The following is a 21,613-nucleotide window of genomic DNA, read 5'->3' on the forward strand; positions in this document are numbered from 1 at the left end:
GGGGCCACAAAGGGACGACGCCGGTGGTTACCTATTCGTGATGCGCGCTGCGCTGCGCGAACGCGCTCTCATACAGGCACACGGATGCCGCGGTCGCGAGGTTCATCGATTCGGCGTGTCCGTAGATGGGAACCGTGACCACGCGATCGGCGAGCGCGAGCTGCTCCTCGGGCAGCCCGCGCGCCTCGTTGCCGAACAGCCACGCCGTCGGACGCTCGAGCACGCCCTCGGTGCGGGCGGCCAAGAGGTCTTCGCCCTTCACGTCTGCGGCGAGCACCGTGAGGCCGGCGGCCCGGGCGCGCTCGAGCACGTCCTCGAGGTGGCCGCCGACGGCGACCGGGAGGTGGAAGATCGATCCGGTCGAGCTGCGCACGACCTTGGGGTTGTACAGGTCCACGGTGCGCCCGGTGAAGACCACGGCGTCGGCGCCCGCGGCATCCGCAGCCCTGACGATGGTGCCCGCGTTGCCGGGGTCGCGCACCTCCTCGAGGATCGCGATCAGGCGCGGCCCGGCCGCGAACACGTCCTTCACGGCGGTCGGGAACTGGTGGCAGACGGCGACGAAGCCCTGCGGCGTGACCGTGTCGGCCATCGCGTCGAGGACCTCCTCGGTCACGAACTCGACGTCGACGCCCGCGTCGACGGCCGTCTGCGCGATGTCGGTGTAGCGCTCGAGGGCCGTGGGCGTCGCGTAGAGCTCGACGACGAGCTGCGGGCGGAAGGTGAGCGCCTCGGCGACGGCCTGCGGGCCCTCGAGCAGGAACAGCCCGCTCTCGACGCGAGCCGGCTTCTTCGCGAGCTTCGCGACGGCGCGGACGCGCGGCGACCTCGGGTTCTCGAGCATGCAGCCAGTCTAGGGACGACGGATGCCCCGGCGGACATGCGAAACGGCCCGGCACCCCGGGGATCGGGGGTGCCGGGCCGTCAGGGCCGAAGCAGTGGCTACGCCGCGGTCTTCGGGGCCGAGGTGTCGGCCGGGAGGGCCTGCTTGGCGCTCTCGACGAGCGCCGCGAAGGTCGCGGGCTCGTTCACGGCGAGCTCGGCGAGGATGCGACGGTCGACCTCGATGCCCGCCAGGCCGAGGCCCTGGATGAAGCGGTTGTAGGTGAGGCCGTTCTGACGCGAGGCCGCGTTGATCCGCTGGATCCAGAGGCGACGGAAGTCGCCCTTCTTCTTGCGGCGGTCGTTGTAGGAGTAGACGAGCGAGTGGGTGACCTGCTCCTTCGCCTTGCGGTAGAGGCGCGACCGCTGACCGCGGTAGCCCTCGGCGCGCTCCAGGATGACCCGACGCTTCTTGTGGGCGTTGACCGCCCTCTTCACTCTTGCCATTGCTCTGTTTCTTCCTTACGGGTCTCGCGGCTCAGCGGCCGAGAAGCTTCTTGACGACCTTGGTGTCGGGGGCCGACAGGACCTTGTCCGCGTTGAGGCGGCGGGTGCGCACCGAGGACTTGCCCTCGAGGTTGTGGCGCATGCCGGCCTGCTGCTTCTTGAGCTTCCCGGTACCGGTGATCTTGAAGCGCTTCTTGGACCCGGAGTGGGTCTTCTGCTTCGGCATCTCGTGTTTCTCCTTGGTTCTGCCGCCACCGGAGTGGCGGACGGGGGTGCTAGGCCTGATCCTCGGTGGACTCGGCCGCCTGCGTGTCGGGCTCGCCCGCGGCATCCGCCGCCGGTCGCGCCTTCGCCGCAGCACGCTGTGCATTCGCCTCGGCCTTGGCCTCGGACTTGTTCTTCAGAGGAGCGATGACCATGACCATGTTGCGGCCGTCGATCGTGGGGTTGTGCTCGACGGTGCCGAACTCCACCACGTCTTCCGCGAAGCGCTGCAGGAGGCGGACGCCCATCTCGGGACGCGACTGCTCGCGGCCTCGGAACAGGATCATCGCCTTGACCTTGTCGCCGGCCTTCAGGAAGCCGACGGCGCGCTTCATCTTGGTCTCGTAGTCGTGCTTGTCGATCTTGAGGCGGAACCGGACCTCCTTGAGGATCGTGTTCGCCTGGTTGCGCCGAGCCTCCTTGGCCTTCTGCGCAGCCTCGTACTTGTACTTGCCGTAGTCCATGATCTTGACGACCGGCGGACGCGAGTTGGGTGCGACCTCGACGAGATCGAGGTCGGCCTCCTGCGCGAGCCGCAGGGCCACCTCGATCTTCACGACGCCGACCTGCTCCCCGCCAGGTCCCACGAGGCGGACCTCGGGAACGCGGATACGGTCATTGGTACGCGGATCGCTGATGCGTGTTCTCCTCTACTCAAGCTGTGCTCGAACGGGAGGCGGATGCCGCCCGTCGACGAGAGCGGAAGATCCACGCAGGCTCGCATGGAATCACACCATGCGGCACTACGGCACCCTGTCTACTTCCTGCCTGAGCCGGCGGCTCGGTGGCGTGGAAGCGGAGTGCAATCGACCCGGTAACCTTGATGAAGCGGTATGCGCGGGTGGGAGAATCTCCACTTTCGTACCGGGGACTGGCCCCGGGCCCGCAGTAGTCTAACAGAGGATGTCTGTGAGCAACAGTTCAGACGAGTCCAACGTCGCCGACGCCACCCGCGATATCGCCGAGGTCCCCGCCGTGGAGGTCATCACGACCGCGGCCGTGCACCTCATGAGCGCCGCCGCGGTGAAGGTGGGCCTCGCCGACGACCCCGAGTCGCAGGTCGACCTCGACGAGGCGCGCAAGCTCATCAACGCGCTCGCCGGGCTCATCACGGCTGGCGCGCCCGAGATCAGCGACATGCACGCGCGCTCCCTGCGCGACGGACTGCGCTCGCTCCAGCTCGCGTTCCGCGAGGCCTCGCCGATCCCCGACGCCATCGGCCAGGGCCCCGGCGAGAAGTGGACCGGCCCCGTCACCTAGGCCTGGCAGCTCGGGCACCACCAGGTGTCGCGGAGCTCGACGTCGTTGCGGCCCAGCCGGCCGTGCTCGATCGTCGTGCCGCACCGACGGCACGGCTCGCCGCCGCGCCCGTAGACCCAGAGCCGCTCGCCGCGTCGGTCGTTGCCCGTGGTCGTGCGTGCGATCCGGTCGCGGTTCGCGACGATCATGCGCCGCGCGACCTCGACCAGCGGCGGCACGTCGACCGTGCCGGTCGCGCGATCGGGTCGGAGGCCGCGCACGAAGCACGCCTCGTTGACGTACACGTTGCCGAGGCCGGCGAGGTTGCGCTGCTCGCCGAGGGCGACCGCGATCGGCACGTCGGGCCGCGACGCGATCCGCGCGATGGCCTCGGCGGCGTCCCAGTCGGGTCCGAGCAGGTCGGGCCCGAGGTACGCCATGCGGTCGGCCTCCTCGCTCGCCGGGAACACCTCGAGCACCCCGAGGTCGAATCCGACCGCCACCGCGCCGGGCACCTGGACGACCGCACGCGCCTGGAAGCCCGGGCGCGTCCACCGCTGCCCGGGGCGGTAGACGCGCCACTCCCCTTCCATCTTCAGGTGCGAGTGCACGACCTGGTCGCCGATCCGCATGAGCAGGTGCTTGCCGCGGCTGCCCACCGAGTGCACGGGCTGCCCGGCGAGGTCGACGGTGGCGTAGGCCGGCACGCGGAAGTCGGTGCGCTCCACGGTGCGGCCCGTGAGCGCCTGGTCGAGCCGACGGGCCGCCTGGTAGACGGTGTCACCCTCGGGCATCGAACCTCAGTCCCCTGGGCGTCTCGCGGAAGCCGGCCGCGCGCAGCGCGGGGTCGAGCACCGAGCCGTAGACGTTGTCGCCGTTGACGGTCTCGACGCGCAGGCGCTCGGCTCGCGCGCGGCGGAGCGCGTCGGCCAGCGCGGTCGCGGAGGCGCCGAGCACCTCCGCATCGTCGGTGAACGCGAGAGCGGTGCGCCCGCCGCGCTCGAGGTAGAGCGTCGCCTCGCCGTCGACCATGGTGACGAAGGCGCCTGCCTTGCGGGCCGGCCGGTGCGAGCCGTCGCCGGGCGGCTCGGGCCAGTCGAGCGCGGCGCCGAACGGGTTGGCGGGGTCGGTGGCCGCGAGCGCGATCGCCCCGCTTGCGGGTTGGGCACGGAGCCGGTCGACCGCGGCGGTCGTCGCGAACTGCGCGCCGCCCAAGCCGTCGACGAAGTACCCGCGGCGAACGCGTCCGGAGTCCTCGAACGCGGAGAGCGACCGGTACGCGAGGGCGAACCCGCCCACGATCCCCTCGGCCACGACGGACCCTCGCGTGACGACGCCGTAGCGTTCGAGCAACGTCTCGCCGAGGGCCTGGGCGCGCGGCGTCGCGGCCGAGGTCGCGAGGGGCACGACCGACCATCGTCCGGCCGCGTGCGCGGGGTTCGCGGCGGCGCGGGCCGCGCGATCCGACGTGACGGACGCCGCGAGCGCCCGGCGGGTCAGCGATCGGCCGCGCATCCTGGCCCGCGGCGCGGGCGCGCGGGTCTTGTGCGCGCCGCCGCCGGCGAGCAGGCCGCGCACCGGGGCGAACGTGTCGTTCGTCACGAGTCCGGCCCAGACGAGCCGCCAGAGCGCCTCGATGACCGCGCGGTCGTCGTCGGCGCCGACGGCCTCGACGAGCTGGCGGAAGAAGTAGCCGCCGCCACCGCCGAGCACGGCGAGCAGCTCGGCCTCGAGCGGGTCGAGCGGGCCCGCCTCGGGCGGCGGCAGGGTGAGCGCGGCGGTCTCGGCGAGGTGCAGGCTGATCCAGCCGTCGTCGCCGGCGAGCGTGCCCGCCCCGGCCCAGAGCACCTCGCCCGATGCCGTGAGCTCGTCGAGCATGCCGGGTCGGTAGTCGTCGACGCGCGCGGGCAGCACGAACGCCTCCCACGCCGACGCGGGGATGCGGACTCCTTCGAGTTGCTCGACCACGGCGGCGACCCCGTCGACGCCGTGCAGGCGGCCGCCGACGTGCTGCCACTCGGGGAGGAAACGGGCGAGCTGGCGGGGCTCGACGGGCTCGACCTCCTCACGCAGGGCGGCGAGCGAGCGACGGCGGATGCGCCGGAGGACCCCCGAGTCGCACCATTCGAGCCCCGCTCCGCCCGGCAGGAACTCGCCCTCGACGAGGCGCCGCTCGGCGGCGAGGCGCCCGAGCGACGCGCGGGCGACGGCCTGGCCGATGCCGAAGCGCTCGGCGACCTGCTGCGTGGTGAACGGGCCGTGCGTGCGGGCGAAGCGGCTCACGAGGTCGCCGAGCGGATCGCGCACCGACTCCTCGAACGCCTCGGGCAGTCCGGGCGGGATCGGCACGCCGAGCGCGTCACGCAGGCGCGAGACGTCCTCGACGGCGACGATCCAGTCGCGGCCCGCGAAGCGCACGCGGGCCGCACGGCGTGCGGCCACGAGCGCGTCGATCGCCGTCGCGGCATCGGTCTCGGCGTCGACGCGCTCGGCGATCTCGTCGGCGGTGATCGGCCCGAGCCCCTGGAGCAGGTCGGCGACGCCCTCGTCGCCCCGGGCCCGGCGTTCGGGATCGAGGCGCTGCAGCATCCGCTCGGTCTCGACCACCACCTCGGGGTCGAGGAGCTCGCGCAGCTCGACGGTGCCGAGCAGCTCGGCCAGGAGTGCCGGATCGAGCGACAGGGCCGCGGCGCGGCGCTCGGCGAGCGGGGCGTCGCCCTCGTACATGAACGCGCCGACGTAGCCGAACAGGAGGCTCGCCGCGAAGGGGCTCGGCGACTCCGTGCTCACCTCGACGAAGCGCAGTTGGCGTCGCTCGATGCGCTCGGCGATGCGGGTGAGCGCGGGCAGGTCGTAGACGTCTTGCAGGCACTCGCGCACGGCCTCGAGCAGGATCGGGAAGTCGGGGTAGTCGCGCGCGACCTCGAGGAGCTGCGACGCCCGCTGGCGCTGCTGCCAGAGCGGCGAGCGGCGGCCGGGGTTGGTCTTCGGCAGGATGAGCGCCCGCGCCGCGCACTCGCGGAACCGCGACGCGAACAGGGCGGACCCGCCGACGTGCTGGGTGACGATCTGGGCGAGCTCGGCGGGCTCGAACGTGAACAGCTCGGCCCCGGGCGGCTCGTCGCCGGTGTCGGGCATGCGCAGCACGATGCCGTCGTCGCTCGCGACGGCGTTCGCGTCGACGCCGAGCTCCTCCTGCACGCGCGCGCCGATCGCGAGCGCCCACGGGGCGTGCACGCGCATGCCGTAGGGCGAGTGCAGCACGATGCGCCAGTCGCCGAGCTCGTCGCGGAAGCGCTCGACCACGAGGTTGGCGCCGTCGGGCACGACGGTGGTGGCCGCGCGCTGGTCGTCGATGAACGCGACGAGGTTCTTCGCGGCGCGCTCGTCGAGCCCGGCCGCGCGGCTGCGCACGAGCGCGTCGGCCGTGGGCGCACTCGCGAGTTCGGTGATGAACCCGCCGATCGCCTCGCCGAGCTCGGCTGGACGCCCGATGCCGTCGCCCTTCCAGAACGGGAGCCGGCCCGGCTCGCCCGCGGCGGGCGCGACGAGCACCCGGTCGTGCGTGATCTCCTGGATGCGCCAGCTCGTGGCGCCGAGTGCGAAGACGTCGCCCACGCGGGACTCGTAGACCATCTCCTCGTCGAGCTCGCCCACCCGGCGGCCCGGTCCGGCCTCGCCGATCATGAACACCCCGAACATGCCGCGGTCGGGGATCGTGCCGCCGCTCGTGACCGCGAGCCGCTGGGCACCCCGGCGGCCGACGATCGTGCCGGCGTCCCGGTCCCAGACGATGCGCGGTCGCAGCTCGCCGAACCGATCGGACGGGTAGCGGCCCGCGAGCAGGTCGAGGGTCGCGTCGAAGGCCGATCGGGGCAGGGCCCCGAACGGCGCCGCGCGACGGACGAGCTCGAACCAGTCCTCGACGTCCCACTCGTCGAGTGCGGCGGCGGCGATGGTCTGCTGCGCGAGCACGTCGAGCGGGTTCGCCGGGATGCGCAGCTCCTCGATCGCCCCGGCGATCATGCGCTCGGCGGCGACGGCGGAGTGCAGCACGTCGGCCCGGTGCTTCGGGTAGATGAGCCCCTTCGACACCTCGCCGACCTGGTGGCCCGCGCGCCCGATGCGCTGCAGGCCGCTCGCGACCGACGGCGGCGACTCGACCTGCATGACGAGGTCGACGGCGCCCATGTCGATGCCGAGCTCGAGGCTCGAGGTGGCGACGACGCACCGGAGGCGCCCGCCCTTGAGGTCGGCCTCGACGAGCGCGCGCTCCTCCTTGCTCACCGACCCGTGGTGGGAGCGGGCGATGATCGGCTCGGCGCCACCTGTGAGCCCCGAGGCGCCGGCCAGCTCGGCGGGCGGTCGGCCGGGTCGGCCGGCGGCGGGCCAGCCCACGGATGCCGCGGCCTCGACGGCCTCGACGGGCGCGTTGCGCTCCTCCCAGAGCTCGTTGAGCCGCGCGGTGAGGCGCTCGGCGAGCCGGCGCGAGTTGGCGAACACGATGGTGGACCGGTGCGCGAGCACCTCGTCGAGGATCGCCTCCTCGACGTGCGGCCACACCGTGCCCGAGCCCGTCTCGCCGGCGAGGTCGGAGAGGTCGTCGACGGGCACGCGCACCGCGAGGTCGAACTTCTTGCCCGACGGCGGAGCCACGATCGCGACGGGGCGCGTGCCGGCGAGGAACCGCGCCACCTCTTCGTGCGGGCGCACGGTCGCCGAGAGCCCGACCCGCTGCACGGGCCCGCCGACGAGGGCGTCGAGCCGCTCGAGCGAGAGCGCGAGGTGCGAGCCGCGCTTGGTCCCCGCCATGGCGTGGATCTCGTCGACGATGACCGTCTCGACGCCGCGCAGCGTCTCGCGCGCAGCCGACGTGAGCATGAGGAAGAGCGACTCGGGCGTGGTGATGAGGATGTCGGGGGGGTTCGTCACGAGCGTGCGGCGCTCGGCCGGCGGGGTGTCGCCCGATCGCACGCCCACCGTGACCTCGGGCACCTCGACCTCGAGCGCGGCCGCCGTGCGGGCGATGCCCACGAGCGGCGCCCGGAGGTTGCGCTCGACGTCGACCCCCAGTGCCTTCAGCGGCGAGAGGTAGACCACGCGAGTGCCGTGCGACGCCACGGGCTCCTCGAGTCGCTCGTGGTGGAGCCGGTCGATCGCCCACAGGAACGCCGCGAGGGTCTTGCCGGAGCCCGTCGGCGCGACCACGAGCGCGTGGTCGCCGCGCGCGATCGCCTGCCACGCCCCACGCTGCACCTCGGTGGGGGCGGCGAAGGATTCGGTGAACCACGCCCGCGTCGCGGGCGAGAACGCCTCGAGCGCCTCGGCCATCCCTCCATTCAACCGGATGCCACCGACACCTCGGCTGGGAACCGATCGACTGGTGCGCGAGGCGCGCCGGACCTACCCGCCGGCGCGCACCGCGGCGAGCGCCCGCTCGACGGCGTCGACCGTGCGTCGGACCTGCGCGGCATCCGTCTGCCAGTTGCTCACCGAGAAGCGCACGACCGCCCGGTCGTGCCACCGCGACGTCATGGCGAGCACCTCGCCCTCGTCCCACAGGCGTTCGCTGAGCGCCTCGGTCGCGGCGTCGTCCTCGAGCGCGATGCAGACCTGAGTGAACACCACGTCGTTGAGCACCTCGACCCCGGGCAGCCGGCCCACGCCCTCGGCGATGCCGCTCGCGGCATCCGACAGCTGCTCGACCAGCGCCGCGACGCCGGTGCGACCGAGCGTGCGCAGCACGGCCCAGGTCGGCACGCCGCGCGCGCGCCGCGAGAGCTCGGGCGCCTTCTCGTGCGGATCGGCGCCGACGTCGGTCGCCTGGAGGTAGCTCGCGTGCATGCTCATGGCGCGGTGCATGGCGTTCGAGTCGCGCACGATGGCGAGGCCGCAGTCGTACGGGACGCTCAGCGTCTTGTGCGCGTCGGACGACCAGGAATCGGCCCCGTCCATGCCCGCGACGAGGTGCTGCAGTTTCGGCGACGCCGCGGCCCACAGGCCGAATGCGCCGTCGATGTGCACCCAGGCGCCGGCGTCGTGCGCGACGCGGATCGCCGCGGTGAAGTCGTCGTAGGCGCCGGAGTGGATGTTGCCCGCCTGCAGCAGCACGATCGCGGGTCCGGTGCCCTCGGCGAGGGTGCGCTCCAGCTCGTCGACCCGGATGCGGCCCTGCTCGTCGCTCGGCACGATGATCGGGCTGCCGAGGCCGATGTAGCGCGCGGCGAGGTCGTTCGTGCCGTGCCGCTCCTCCCCCGCGATGAACCGCACCTTCGGGCCGCCGGCCATGCCCTGGGTCTCGACGTCCCAGCCGGCGCGGCGCAGCACCTCGTCGCGTCCGGCGGCCATGCAGGTGAACTGCGCCATGGTGGCGCCCGTCACGAAGCCGACCTCGCTGCCGGCGGGGAGCCCGAGCAGGTCGACGAGCCACTCGCCGGCGAGCTCCTCCACCGCGACGACCGCCGGGGTGACCACGCGCAGGCCCGTGTTCTGGTCCCAGGCGGAGACGATCCAGTCCGCGGCGAGCGCGACGGGCTGCGTGCCGCCGATGACCCAGCCGTAGAAGCGCGGCGACCCCATGGCCATGAGGCCGGGCTCGGATGCCTCGGCGAGCAGGTCGAGCACCTCGGTGGCCGGCTCCCCCGACTCGGGGAGGTCGCGACCGAGCCGCTCCTTCACCTCGTCGGTGCCGAGCCGCGGCGGGATCGGCCGCTCCCGGATGCCCGAGACCCACGCCCGGGCGTGCCGTTCTGCGACGTCGAGCACCTCGTCGTACGGCGAGGGCTCGGCGGGCGAGGATGCTGCGAGCGAGGGCTCTGCGATGCGACCGGAGTCGCCGGGCTCGACCATGAGTCACCTGTCCTCCGCGCGCCTGGCGCGCGCCTTTCGATTCTGCTCCGACGCCCGAGGACGGTCAACGACCCGGACCGGGGGCACCCGGCGACGCGCTCAGCAGGTCACGTCGCCCGGCGGCACCACGCCGTCGACGAGGTACGACTCCACCGTGGCATCCACGCACGCGTTGCCCTTGTTGTAGGCCGTGTGGCCGTCGCCGTTGCGGGTCACGAGGATGCCGCTCTCGAGCTGCGTCGCGACCGCCACCGCCCACGCGTACGGCGTCGACGGATCGTTGGTCGTGCCGAGCACGAGGATGGGCGCGGCGCCGGGCGCCGCGATCGCGGCCCGCGGCTGCTCGGCGTGGTACGGCCAGGACAGGCACGACAGGTCGCCGAACGTCAGGTAGATGCCGAGGTACGGCGCGAGGGTGTTGAGCTCGCGAGCCTGCTCCTTCATCTGCGCGACGTTGTTCTGGTACTCGAAGTCGAGGCAGTTGACGGCCCGCAGCGCCTCCATCTGGTTGGTCGCGTACACCCCGTCGGCCGTGCGTCCGTAGTAGCCGTCGACGACGGCGAGCGCGGTGTCCGCCTGCATCGCGAGCACGGTCGCGAACACCGAGTCGAGCACCGGCCAGGTGGTCGCGTTGTAGAGCGGCGCGGCGATCGCGATCAGCAGGGTCTCGGCCGTCAGCACGCGGCCGTCGCTGGACGGGATCGGGTTCTTCCTGACGGCGTCGAGGATGCCCCGCACCGCCGCCATCGCGTCGTCGACCGTGCCCTGGAAGTACGGGCAGGTCCCACCCGGCATGCACGAGGCGAAGTACGAGCGGAGCGATGCCTCGATCCCCTGCGCCTGCGCGAGGGTCATCGCCGCGTGCCCGATGCCCGGGTCGATCGCGCCGTCGAGCACCATCCGGCCTACGCGATCGGGGAACGCCCCGGCGTACACCGTGCCGAGGTACGCGCCGTAGGAGTACCCGAGGTAGTCCAGCTGGTCCTCGCCGAGCGCCGCGCGCAGCATGTCGAGATCGCGGGCGGTGCTCAGCGTGTCGACGTTCGCGAGCAGCGGTCCGGTCTTCGCGAGGCAGGCCTGGCCGAACTTGTGGGTGAGGTCGTTCTGCGTCGTGATCCACTCGTCGGAGCCGCGCGAGCCGCGCGGGTTGCCGTAGAGCAGCTTGTCGAGATCGGCGGGCCCGAAGCACGAGACGGCCGTCGACCGGCCGACCCCGCGCGGATCGAAGCCCACGATGTCGTACCGGTCCTGCAGCGCCTCGGTCGCCGTCACGTCGATCGCGCGGGCCACGGCGTCGAATCCGGATGCCCCGGGGCCGCCCGGGTTCACGAGCAGCGTGCCCGCCTTCTCGGTGCGCGCCGGCTGGCGGATGAGCGCGAGCTCGATCTCGCCGGCTCCCGGGTCTTCCCAGTCGAGCGGCGCGATCGCCGTCGCGCACTGGAACTCCTCGCACGCGTCCCAGGCGATCACCTGGCCGTAGAACGGCTCCAGTGCCGCCTCGACGTCCTCGCCGGTCGGCGTCGACTCGTCGACCACCGGGAAGAACAGCGAGAGGCCGCATCCGCTCACGCCCACGCTCACGCTCACGGCGATCGCGAACGCCACGGCGAGCGCGACGCCCCCCTTCCGCGCCCCCATCATGGCCCCCAGTATCGCCGGGCATCCGCCGACGTGAATGCCCCTCGTTCGGGGGGTCATGGATTTCTCGGAGGGCTGTCCCCCGTGCTGGCCCGGAATGACGCGGATCTCGGTGCGAGGGAACACGACCTGTACCCCGAAGCGGGGACACGTACCCCATTGCCGCCCCCCGGGGGCCGCGGGATACTCGACACGTTGTGGCAGGGGGACCCGCGACCCTACCGACGGGCTGTCACGCGTAAGGGGGCGCAGTCGAGTGAGCACGTTCGTGCTGGGAATCGACATCGGCACGAGTTACACGGCGGCGGCGATCGGCCGGAGGGGCAAGGACGGGACGATCGCCTCCGAGGCGCTGGAGCTCGGCACCCGCAAGGCGGCCGTGCCGACGGTGGTGTACCTCGGCGAGGACGGCGGCGTCGTCGTCGGCGAGCCCGCGGAGCGGCGGGCGATCGACCATCCCGACCGGGTGGTACGCGAGTTCAAGCGCCGGATCGGGGACGAGACGCCGATCATCGTCGGCGACCTCGGTGTCGCGCCCGAGGACCTCTTCGCGGTGCTCGCGCAATGGGTCGTCGAGCGCGCCGAGGAGCACGAAGGCGGTGCTCCCGACGTGATCGCGGTCTCCCATCCCGCCTCATGGGGCGAGCACCGGATCGGCCTGGTCCGGGAGGCCCTCGCGGGCGTCGGCCTCGCCGGCGTCGTGCTCGTGAGCGAGCCCGAGGCCGCGGGACTGCACTACCTCGCACACGAGAAGGTCGACGACGGTGCGGCGGTCGCGGTGTACGACCTCGGCGGCGGCACGTTCGACGTGGCGCTGCTCCGCAAGCGGGAGGACGACGCGTTCGCCCTGATGGGCACTCCGACGGGCATCGAGCGCCTCGGCGGCGCCGACTTCGACCAGCGGATCTTCGAGCAGGTGCGGGACCTCGCTCCCGCCGTGTTCGCCGACGTCGACGAGACGGCGCCCGACGGCGCCCTCGCGCTCGCCCGCGTGCGCCGCGAGTGCACCGACGCCAAGGAGGCCCTGTCGTTCGACGCCGAGACCGTGGTGCCCGTGCTGCTGCCGAACGGGCAGGCGCGGGTCCGCCTCGTGCGCTCGGAGTTCGAGCAGATGATCGACGGCTCGCTGCGGTCCACGGTGGCCACGCTGCGGGCGGCCATCGCCGACGCGGGCCTCGAGCCCCAGGACGTCAGCGCCGTGCTGCTCATCGGCGGCTCCTCCCGGATCCCCGCCGTCGCGCAGCTCCTCTCCGCGGAGCTCGAGCTCCCCGTCGCGGTCGACGCCGACCCGAAGGCCTCGATCAGCCTCGGCGCCGCGGTTGCTGCCGCGAGGCTTCTCGAGCCCGACGCATCCGTCGTCGCGGCTGCCGCGCCCGCGGCGGACGCCGAGGCCGCCGCAGCCGACGCCGCGCAACCGGCGGTTCCGATCGCGGCGAGCCGGGACACCGAGTCGCGTGGCCTGTCGATCGGCCTCCGCGCGGTCATCCTGGCCGGCGTCGCCGCGGCGCTGCTGGCCGTCTTGATCCCCATCACGCCGCTCGCCGCCGGGGACAAGGACGAGCGGGGCGGCGAGCCCGGCGGTTCCGGCGAGCCGAGCGACGGCGCCCCCGCCGGCCGGTACGTCTTCGGCTCGGCCGTGCCGCTCGCCGCGGTCGGCGGAAGCACCGACGAAGGCGCCGACGGCACGGATGCCGCGCCCGACGCCGATCCGGCGGCACCGCGACGAGCGGTCTCCCAGGCCGACAGCGCGACGCCGGCGACGCCGTCGAGCGGCAGCCCGGCCACGGGCGGGTCGTCGTCGCAGGACGACCTCTCTCCCGCGGGTTCCGGCTCCACCGATCCCGCACCGACCCCGCAGCCCGACCCGACCACGCCGCCCAGCCCTTCACCCGAGCCGACGCCGGAGCCGTCCCCCGATCCGACGCCGCAGCCGACCCCCGACCCCTCACCAGAGCCCTCCCCCGACCCGTCGCCCGCACCCGTCGCCGACCCGTCGCCGGAGCCCCAGCCCGCGCCCGACCCCGCGCCGGAGCCCCCGCCCGCGCCCGAGCCGGCACCGTGACGGGGCCGTCCTCGCAGGACGCCCGCGGCGCGGCCGCGAACGACGCCGCGGTGGAGGCCGACGCCCTCGCGCGCCGCATCGTGGGCGGGGCGCATCCGGTACGCGTCGGGATCACGGGTCCCGGCGGCACGGGCAAGTCGGCGCTGCTCGGCGACCTGGCCGCGACGCTCCGCGCGCACGGGCTCCACGTGGTCGACGACGTCGAGTCCGCCGAGGTGCCCGAGGCGGCCGAGCGCGTGGCGTTCCTCGTCGACGACGCGCACGACCTCGAGGAAGACGAGCTGGGGCGCCTGCGCGGCCTCGTCCGCGATGGCGGCCCGCACGTCGTGGTCGCGTTCCGTCCCTGGCCGCGGTCCGCGGCGATGACGAAGCTCGCCGATCGGCTCGGCAAGCGCGGCACGGTGCTCGCGCTGCATCCGATGACCTCGTCGCAGATCCGCCGGCGCGGTGCCGAGCTCCTCGGCACGGCGCCGACGGCCGACACGGCGTCCCGCATCCTCGAGCTCACCCGCGGGAACCCGCGACTCGTCGACCTCGCACTGGGCGCGGGCGCCGATGACGATGAGACCGGTGGCGCCGTCCTCCCGGGCGGTGTGCTCGAACCGCTGCGCGAGGAGCTGGACGGGCTCGACGCCGAGCTGCACGAGTACCTGACCGCACTGGCCGTGGGCTTCTCGATGGCGGGGCCGGCGTTCGCAACGGCGCCCCGCTTCGCCGGGGCCGACCTCCGGGCCCTCGCCGCCGCGGCGCGGGCGAGCGGGCTCGCCTCGCCCGACGGATCCCTCGTCCCAGTGGTCCGGACGGCGATCCTGCAGGGCGCGCCGCCGCACGAGCTGTGGACGCTGCGGCGCGAGCTGGTCGACGCCATCGAGTCGGCGGGAGCGCCGCTCGGCGAGGCGGCGCTCGACCTGGCCCGCCAGGACTTCCGCGACCCTCGGGTGCAGGAGTCGCTCCGGGCGCGAGCCGATGAGCTGCTCGACGTCGATCCCCACGCGGCCCGCGAGCGCTACGTCGCGCTCGTCGAACTCGGCGCGCAGGTGCGTCCGCTCGCCGGACGACTCGCCGCGGCGGCGTGGGCGGTCGGCGACGTCGGCGAGGCCGAACGCCTGGTCGACCTCGGGCTCGGCGGCGATGAGCCCGCCGATGTCGCGCGCACCGTCGCCGTCGCTGCCGCGACCTGGGCGCGCAAGGGCATGCTCGAACGCAGCGCCGACGTGTGCCGCACGCTCGCGTCCGCCGACGGGTCCATCGCGCCGCTCGCGACGATCTGCCTCGCCGGCGTCGGCGACGTGGCGGGGGCCCGTGCGGCGCTGTCGCACGCGCCCACCGTCGAGTATCCGACGTCGGGCCTGGTGGCGCTGCGGCTCACGGCCGACGGCATCCTCGACGCGCTCGAGGGCTCCTCCGACCCGGCGCTCGCCTCCCTCCTGCAGGCGTCGAGCCTCCTGAACGACTCCGGAGCTGCCGGGCCGCTCCCCGAGGTCCCCGCCGTGCTCGCCGCACAGGTCGCCCTCAACGCCGGGCAGCTCGAACTGGCGGGCGACGTGCTGCAGGCCGCGATCGACGCGTCGCAGGGCGGCCCGGCCTTCCACGCGCGGCTCCGCCTCATGCAGGCGTTCGTCGCACTGCGCGCCGATCGTCCCGTCCGTGCGCGCGACCACCTCGAGTCGGCGATGTCGACCCCGGTGCCCCTCGGCCTGCGCGACGAGGTGCTCGCGCACGCGGTGCGCATCGGGCTCGCCCGTCGCACCGACGATCTCGCCACGCTCCTGCGTGGTTGGGCGGCCGCGCGCGAGGCGATCGCCAGGATGCCGATCGATCTCTGCGCCCTGCCCGCGCTGGCCGAACTCTCGGTCGCCGCCGCCCGCCTGCACGAGACGCACCTGCTCGACTCGCAGCTCGCGGCGGGGTGGGACCTCCTGGGACGCGCCGGCCGGCCGGCGTGCTGGTCGGCCAGCCTGCACTGGGCGGCCATCGAAGCGGCCATCCTGCGCAACGACCCCGGGTCGGTCGAGCGGCATGCGAGGGCACTGACGGATGCCGCGCCGGGGAATCGGACCGCCGAGCACCTCGCCCGGGCCGGCCGGACTTGGGCGGCGGCGATCGCCGGTCACGTGGTCGTCGAGACCGTGGAGGCGGCCGTGCGCGACCTCGCCGCCGCGGGCTACCCGTGGGATGCGAGCCGGCTCGCGGGCCATGCGGCCGGGCGAGCATCGGTGCACCGGGACACCCTGCAGCTGCTCGCCCTCGCGCGCAGCCTGCACCCCGACGAGGAGCGATCGGACGGCGGCGGCGAGCCCGACGCCGATGGAGGCGCCGCCCAGCGCGACGACGGCCTGCTGAGCGCGCGCGAGCGCGAGGTGGCGCGACTCGTGCTCGAGGGCCGGACCTACGCGGAGATCGGGACCGCGATCTTCATCTCGCCGCGGACCGCGGAGCACCACATCGCGCGCATCCGCCGCCGCCTCGGCGTCACGACCCGCTCCGAGCTGCTCGCGCGACTGCGCGTGGAGCTGGAGGAGGATCCCGGTCAGTAGCGCGATCGGGACCGGCGCCGGCAGGCGTGTCCCCCGTTCCGCATGCCCCATCGCACCCGATCCCGTGCGTTCCGGATGCCGGATCCCCCATCGTGTCCCCCGGAATCCCCTAACGCCCCACGCCGAAACCCCCATCGGCGCGCGACGACGTTGGGGGCCGCGACCCGATGCCCAGACGGATGCCGCGCGACAGGCTTGCTCGTGGGGGCCGGCGCTGGTGTCGGTCACGGAACCTGAACCTCGATGAGGAGGGGAACACACCATGACGAACATCACGACGGCATTGCTGGACTTCCTGATGGACCTGCTGAAGAGCCCGCAGGCCGGCGCGGACTTCGCGGCGGACCCTGACGGCGCGCTCCAGAGCGCCGGACTGCAGGGCATCTGCGCGGCGGACGTCGACGCGGTCCTGCCGGTCGCGCTCGACTTCTCGCCGGTCGGCAACCGCGAGTACGACACGGGTGGCAACGTCAGCGTCGCCGGTGGCGGCGGCGGTGGCGGCGGCGGCTGGTCCGGCGGCGGCGGCGGTGGCGGCTGGAGCGGGGGCTCCGGCGGTCACAGCGACGGCGGCGGCGGCGGTGGCGGCTGGTCCGGCGGCCACAGCGACGGCGGCGGTGGCGGCGACTACGCCGCAGCCAAGGCGAAGCTGGTCAGCGTCGTCAACAACTACTCGTACATCGACGACCGCGACGTCATCCAGGACCAGTCGGTCAACCAGAACATCTGGGCGAACGGCGACGTGACCCAGTCGTTCGACAACGAGGCGAACAACATGGGCGATGGCAACATCGTCGCCGGCGGCAGCGTCGCGGTGGGCAACACCGAGTACGACCTCGACGTGGACATCGACGACTCGTTCAACGACGACCACTCGGTCGACGTGGACATCGAGGACTCGCTCAACACCGACAACTCGGTCGACAACTCGACGGACAACTCCACGAACGTGCTCATCAACGACTCGTTCCAGGACAACTCGGTCGACAACTCCGACAACTCGGACAACTCCGACAACTCCGTGAACATCTCGGACTCGTTCCAGGACAACTCGGTGGACGTCGACGTGGACATCGAGGACTCCTTCCAGGACAACTCGGTCAACGACTCGATCGTCGACTCGCTGAACGACAACAACGTCGCCGTCGACTCGTTCAACGGCAACGTCGTCGACTCGCTGAACGACAACAACGTCGCCGTCGACTCGTTCGACGACAACGTCGTGGTCAACGACTCGCTGAACGACAACAACGTCGCCGTCGACTCGTTCGACGACAACGTCGAGGTCGACGTCGACGTGGAGGACTCGTTCCAGGTGAACGACAACTTCAGCCCCGACACCGACATCGAGGACTCGTTCCAGGCGAACGACAACTTCAGTGACAACTTCAGCGACAACAACGTCGAGACCGGCCCCGGCGACCAGGTCGCCGACAACGAGGTCGACGTGGAGCTGTGACGTCCTGATCACACGGGTCGGCCCGGTGCGGAGCATTCCGCGCCGGGCCGACTTCACTGCGTTTCTGGTTGAATCGTAGGAACTCGAAGGGGAGGCATCGGGTGCAGCAGCTGATCGAACTCGTGGACCAGGGCATCGCCCTGGCCGGCAGCGGAGATCGGGCCGACCTGCGGCGACGACTGGAGCAGACGAAGGAGCGGCTCCTCGATCCGAGCGTACGGGTCATCGTCGTCGGCGAGTTCAAGCAGGGCAAGAGCCAGCTGATCAACGCCCTCGTGAACGCGCCCGTGTGCCCGGTCGACGACGACATCGCGACCGCCGTGCCCACGAGCGTCCGCCACGGAGAGACGTCGGCCGCGTGGGTGGTGCCCCAGCGATCCGACGGCGGTCCGTTCGACGCGGATGGTCGGCCGCAGCGCGTCCCGGTGCCGATCGGCGACCTCCCGCGCTACGTCTCCGAGCGCGCGAAGACGGGCTCGGACCCCGACGTCCAGGCTGCGGAGATCGAGCTGCCGCGCAAGCTGCTGCGCGGCGGGCTGACGCTCATCGACTCCCCCGGCGTCGGCGGACTCAACTCCGCGCACGCGCTCACCACGCTCGCCGCGCTCCCGTCGACCCACGCGATGCTCTTCGTCTCCGACGCCTCGCAGGAGTACACCGAGCCCGAGATCCAATTCCTCCGCCACGCCATGCGGATCTGCCCCAACGTCGCCTGCGTGCTCACCAAGGTGGACATGTACCCGCAATGGCGACAGGTCGAGGAGCTCGACCGCGCGCACCTCGCGGCCATCGACCCCGGCATCCGGCTGTTCCCCGTCTCGTCGAACCTCCGCCTCGCCGCGATGAAGGCCGAGGATGCCGAGCTGAACGCGGAGTCGGGTTTCGCGGACCTGACGGCGTACCTGCGCCGCGACGTCGTCGGCCAGGCCGAGCTCCTGCAGCGCCGTTCCACGGCGGTCGACCTGGTCTCCACGACCGAGCACCTCCGGCTGTCGATCGACTCGGAGATGAGCGCGCTCGTCACTCCCGAGAAGACGCCCGAGATCATCGCCGAGCTCGAGGCGACCAAGGGCCGCGCCGACGAGCTCCGGCGAAACTCGTCGCGCTGGCAGATCACCCTCAACGACGGCGCCACCGACCTCATCTCCGACATGGAGCACGACCTGCGCGACCGGATGCGGCAGATCCAGCGCGAGGCCGAGGACGCCATCGACGAGGGCGACCCCGGGCCCGTCTGGGAGCAGATCGTGGAGTGGTTCGAGCAGCGCGTCTCCTCGGCCGTGACCGACACCTTCGTGTGGACGCAGGAGCGCGCGCAGTGGCTCTCGGCCAAGGTGGCGAGGCACTTCACCGAGGACGAGATCTCGCTGCCCACGATCCACGTCGACGACACCCGCGACGTGCTCGATCCCGTCGGCGAGATGGCCACGCTCGAGTCCGGCCGCCTCGGCGCGATGCAGAAGTTCTACATCGGGCTGAAGGGCTCCTACGGCGGCGTGCTCATGGTGGGCATCATCACCGGCATCGTCGGCATGTCGATCATCAACCCGCTCTCGCTGGCCGCGGGCGCGGTGATCGGCCGCAAGGCGTACAAGGACGACACGGCCGCCCGGCTGCTCCGTCGCCGCACCGAGGCGAAGGCGCTCATCCGGCGGCAGGTCGACGACGTCGTCTTCCAGGTCGGCAAGCAGCTGAAGGACCGCCTCCGGCTGGTGCAGCGGATCACCCGCGACCACTTCACCGCCATCGCCGACGAGCACCACCGCTCGCTCGCCGACTCCGTGCTCGCCGCGCAGAAGGCCGCCTCGATGTACGCCAACGAGCGCGACCGCCGGGTCACCGAGCTCAAGCGCGACCTGCAGCGCGTCGACGCGCTGTACGCCCGTGCGCGTGCCATCGAGACGGCCGCGGCCGCCGCCCAGGCCGGATCGGGTGGACCGGCACCGGCCGGCCGCGTCGGCGCCGCCGCGGCATCCGCCGGCTCGTCGACCCGCTCGACGATCGAGGTCGGGCGGGCGTGACGGCGGGGCTCCTCGAGCAGACCAGCGCGCTGCTGGATGCCGCGGCCGACGAGTATCGCGACGACCCCGATGCGCTCGCCCAGCTCGACGAGCACGCCATGCGCCTGCGAGAGCCGCTTCGCGTCGCGATCGCGGGCATGGTCAAGGCGGGCAAGTCGACGCTGCTGAACGCGATCATCGGTGAGGAGATCGCTCCGACGGATGCCGCGGAGTGCACCAAGGTCGTCGTCTGGTACCGGCACGGCGCGACCCCCCGCATCACCATGCACCGGCGGTCGGGCGCCGAACGCACCCTGCCCGTGCGACGGGTCGAGGGCCGCCTGCAGATCGACCTCGACGGGACGCCGCACGCCGACATCGAGCGGATCGTCGTCGAGTGGCCGTCGCGGCGGCTCGAGGAGGTCACACTCATCGACACCCCGGGCATCGCGTCGCTCTCGACGGAGATCTCGGCGCGGTCGGCGGCCTTCCTCACGCCGAAGGAGTCCCCGCCCGAGGCGGACGCGATCGTCTACCTGATGCGCCACCTGCACTCGGCCGACCTCGGGTTCCTCTCGGCGTTCCACGACACGACGGTCGGGCGCTCGCGGACGGTCAACGCGATGGCCGTGCTCTCGCGCGCCGACGAGATCGGCGCCGGACGCATCGACGCGCTGCTCTCCGCGCGGACGATCGCCGAGCGCTACCGCACCGACGGCGCGCTGCGCTCCCTCGCGCTCGACGTCGTGCCGATCGCGGGGCTCGTCGCCCAGTCCGCCCGCACCCTGCGCGAGCACGAGTTCGAGGCACTGCGCGAGCTCGCCCGGCTGGGCCGCGACGCGCGCGAGCGCATGCTGGTGTCGGTCGACCGGTTCGTGCGCGCCGATGCGGGCATCGACGTGAGCCCCGACGCGCGGCGCAACCTGCTCGATCGCTTCGGCATGTTCGGCATCCGCATGTCGACGGTCGCGATCCGGTCGGGATGCGACGACGCGACCGAGCTCGCCGACGAGCTGTACCGGCGCAGCGGCCTCGAGGAGCTCGTGCGGCTCGTCGGAGACCAGTTCCGCTCGCGCGCCGACGTGCTGAAGTCGCGCACCGCCCTAGCCGCCCTCGGCGCCCTCGTGCGCGAGCGGCCGCGCGACGCGGGATCGCGTCTCCCCGCCGCCATCGAGCGGCTCGAGTCGAACGCGCACGAGCTCCGCGAGCTCGCCCTCCTCTCCACAGCCCGTACGACGGGCCTCGACCTGCCGCCCGAGGAATCCGCGGAGGCCGAGCGCCTCATCGGCGGCGCGGGAACCGCTCCCGAGCGGCGCCTCGGACTGCCCGACGATGCCGGCGTCGACGACGTGCGCTCGGCCGCCGCGACCGCGCTGCAGCGCTGGCGCGCGCTGTCGGGCAGTCCGCTGCTCGATCGTGCCGCGGCCGAGGCCTGCGACGTCGTGACCCGCTCGTGCGAGGCGCTCGTGGTCGCGACGGCGCCGGCCTCAGTCGAGCGCCGCCAGCTGCGCCTCGTCCTTCATCCGGAACCACCGGTGGGCGGAGGGGGCGAGTGAGCACACCCACGCGGCGAACGCGACCACGAACCCCGCGACGAGCAGGAGCTCCACGGGTACCGCCACGGCGCCGACCGCGAGGAACGCCGACCCCATGAGCACGACCGCGGCGTGCAGCACGAGCACGATGAGCTGCAGCCACCTGGCCCCACCCCGACGATTCATCACGAAGGCGAGCAGCGCCGCCTCGACGGCCACGACGATGGCGAGTCCGGCGAGGCTCGCCCAGTAGACGAGGTTGACGAGCGAGTCGACCTCCGACTCGTCGTAGGTCGGCGAGAGCCGCCCGATGAGCTCGGTCAGCTCGGTCGTGACGGCCTCATGCGAGAGGAAGGCCACGAGCACGCCGAATGCGCTGAGCACGAAGCTGAGCAGCCAGAGCGAGCGCGAGGTGCGGATCGACCGCGGCGGCGGCACGGGGCGCAGCACCGGGGGGCGCGTCTGGTCGGACATGACCGGCCGCGCGGGCGGCGGCACCGAGTCGGGATCGTCGTCGGGCACGAGCGGCCGATAGCGCGGGTCGTCGGGGTCGGTCTCCCGCGGGGCTCCCGCCTCGTCCGCCTCGTCCGCCGCGTCGAGCGGCTCGTCGTCGGCGCCCTCGAGGTCGTGCTCAGGATGCCTCGACGCGCCGTCCCCCATGGACCTGTCCCCCATGTGCGCCAGCCTACGGCAGCGCGGGCGCC

The 21,613-nt window shown here is 72.9% G+C and carries 15 protein-coding genes; 6 read left to right on the forward strand and 9 right to left on the reverse strand.

Translation table 11 applies throughout. The features are described 5' to 3' along the window. Positions 1 to 31: 31 nt before the first annotated feature. The 4 genes from ACWGO8_RS00100 to infC all read right to left on the reverse strand — a co-directional run bounded on the left by ACWGO8_RS00100 (position 32) and on the right by infC (position 2,231). A complete protein-coding gene (locus tag ACWGO8_RS00100; protein WP_452041153.1) occupies positions 32 to 844 on the reverse strand; it encodes a TrmH family RNA methyltransferase in 813 nt (270 codons plus the stop codon). 98 nt (positions 845 to 942) lie between these two features. Then, a complete protein-coding gene (gene rplT, locus ACWGO8_RS00105) occupies positions 943 to 1,329 on the reverse strand; it encodes a 50S ribosomal protein L20 (protein WP_148731619.1) in 387 nt (128 codons plus the stop codon). A gap of 31 nt (positions 1,330 to 1,360) precedes the next feature. After that, positions 1,361 to 1,555, reverse strand: coding sequence for a 50S ribosomal protein L35 (rpmI, locus tag ACWGO8_RS00110; RefSeq protein ID WP_148731620.1), 195 nt, complete (start codon positions 1,553 to 1,555; stop codon positions 1,361 to 1,363). A gap of 49 nt (positions 1,556 to 1,604) precedes the next feature. After that, positions 1,605 to 2,231, reverse strand: coding sequence for a translation initiation factor IF-3 (gene infC / locus ACWGO8_RS00115; protein WP_452043499.1), 627 nt, complete (start codon positions 2,229 to 2,231; stop codon positions 1,605 to 1,607). 271 nt (positions 2,232 to 2,502) lie between these two features. On the opposite strand from infC, the gene ACWGO8_RS00120 reads away from it, so the two are divergent. Continuing rightward, entirely contained in the window at positions 2,503 to 2,853 is a 351-nt protein-coding gene (locus tag ACWGO8_RS00120; protein ID WP_452041154.1) for a DUF1844 domain-containing protein, read from the forward strand. Here ACWGO8_RS00120 and ACWGO8_RS00125 read toward each other — a convergent pair. The 4 genes from ACWGO8_RS00125 to ACWGO8_RS00140 form a co-directional block, all read right to left on the reverse strand. Beyond that, complete coding sequence (locus ACWGO8_RS00125) at positions 2,850 to 3,626, reverse strand: DNA-formamidopyrimidine glycosylase family protein (protein WP_452041155.1); 777 nt, start codon at positions 3,624 to 3,626, stop codon at positions 2,850 to 2,852. The two genes, ACWGO8_RS00120 and ACWGO8_RS00125, sit on opposite strands and share 4 nt — an antisense overlap. Further along, complete coding sequence (locus ACWGO8_RS00130) at positions 3,613 to 8,163, reverse strand: ATP-dependent helicase (RefSeq protein WP_452041156.1); 4,551 nt, start codon at positions 8,161 to 8,163, stop codon at positions 3,613 to 3,615. Before ACWGO8_RS00130 ends, ACWGO8_RS00125 begins: the two co-directional genes overlap by 14 nt. 72 nt (positions 8,164 to 8,235) lie before the next feature. Then, positions 8,236 to 9,681, reverse strand: a complete 1,446-nt coding sequence (locus ACWGO8_RS00135) for a pyridoxal phosphate-dependent decarboxylase family protein (protein ID WP_452041157.1) — start codon at positions 9,679 to 9,681, stop codon at positions 8,236 to 8,238. Positions 9,682 to 9,780: 99 nt separating this feature from the next. Continuing rightward, positions 9,781 to 11,322: an alpha/beta hydrolase gene (locus ACWGO8_RS00140; RefSeq protein ID WP_452041158.1), complete on the reverse strand. Its 1,542-nt coding sequence runs from the start codon at positions 11,320 to 11,322 to the stop codon at positions 9,781 to 9,783. 253 nt (positions 11,323 to 11,575) lie between these two features. Here ACWGO8_RS00140 and ACWGO8_RS00145 point away from each other — a divergent pair, with 253 nt between their 5' ends. The 5 genes from ACWGO8_RS00145 to ACWGO8_RS00165 all read left to right on the forward strand — a co-directional run bounded on the left by ACWGO8_RS00145 (position 11,576) and on the right by ACWGO8_RS00165 (position 20,930). Beyond that, a complete protein-coding gene (locus ACWGO8_RS00145; protein ID WP_452041159.1) occupies positions 11,576 to 13,381 on the forward strand; it encodes an Hsp70 family protein in 1,806 nt (601 codons plus the stop codon). After that, entirely contained in the window at positions 13,378 to 15,918 is a 2,541-nt protein-coding gene (locus ACWGO8_RS00150) for a LuxR C-terminal-related transcriptional regulator (protein ID WP_452041160.1), read from the forward strand. Before ACWGO8_RS00145 ends, ACWGO8_RS00150 begins: the two co-directional genes overlap by 4 nt. Positions 15,919 to 16,180: 262 nt before the next feature. Next, positions 16,181 to 17,374: an IniB N-terminal domain-containing protein gene (locus ACWGO8_RS00155; RefSeq protein ID WP_452041161.1), complete on the forward strand. Its 1,194-nt coding sequence runs from the start codon at positions 16,181 to 16,183 to the stop codon at positions 17,372 to 17,374. 101 nt (positions 17,375 to 17,475) lie between these two features. Further along, the gene (locus ACWGO8_RS00160) at positions 17,476 to 19,395 is read left to right on the forward strand and encodes a dynamin family protein (protein WP_452041162.1); all 1,920 of its coding nucleotides are present in this window, start codon (positions 17,476 to 17,478) and stop codon (positions 19,393 to 19,395) included. Then, positions 19,392 to 20,930, forward strand: a complete 1,539-nt coding sequence (locus ACWGO8_RS00165; protein ID WP_452041163.1) for a dynamin family protein — start codon at positions 19,392 to 19,394, stop codon at positions 20,928 to 20,930. Before ACWGO8_RS00160 ends, ACWGO8_RS00165 begins: the two co-directional genes overlap by 4 nt. On the opposite strand, the gene ACWGO8_RS00170 is transcribed toward ACWGO8_RS00165, so the two are convergent. Next, positions 20,862 to 21,584: a hypothetical protein gene (locus ACWGO8_RS00170; RefSeq protein WP_452041164.1), complete on the reverse strand. Its 723-nt coding sequence runs from the start codon at positions 21,582 to 21,584 to the stop codon at positions 20,862 to 20,864. The genes ACWGO8_RS00165 and ACWGO8_RS00170 overlap by 69 nt on opposite strands. Positions 21,585 to 21,613 lie beyond the last annotated feature (29 nt).

Source organism: Agromyces sp. NPDC055661, from assembly GCF_053618135.1.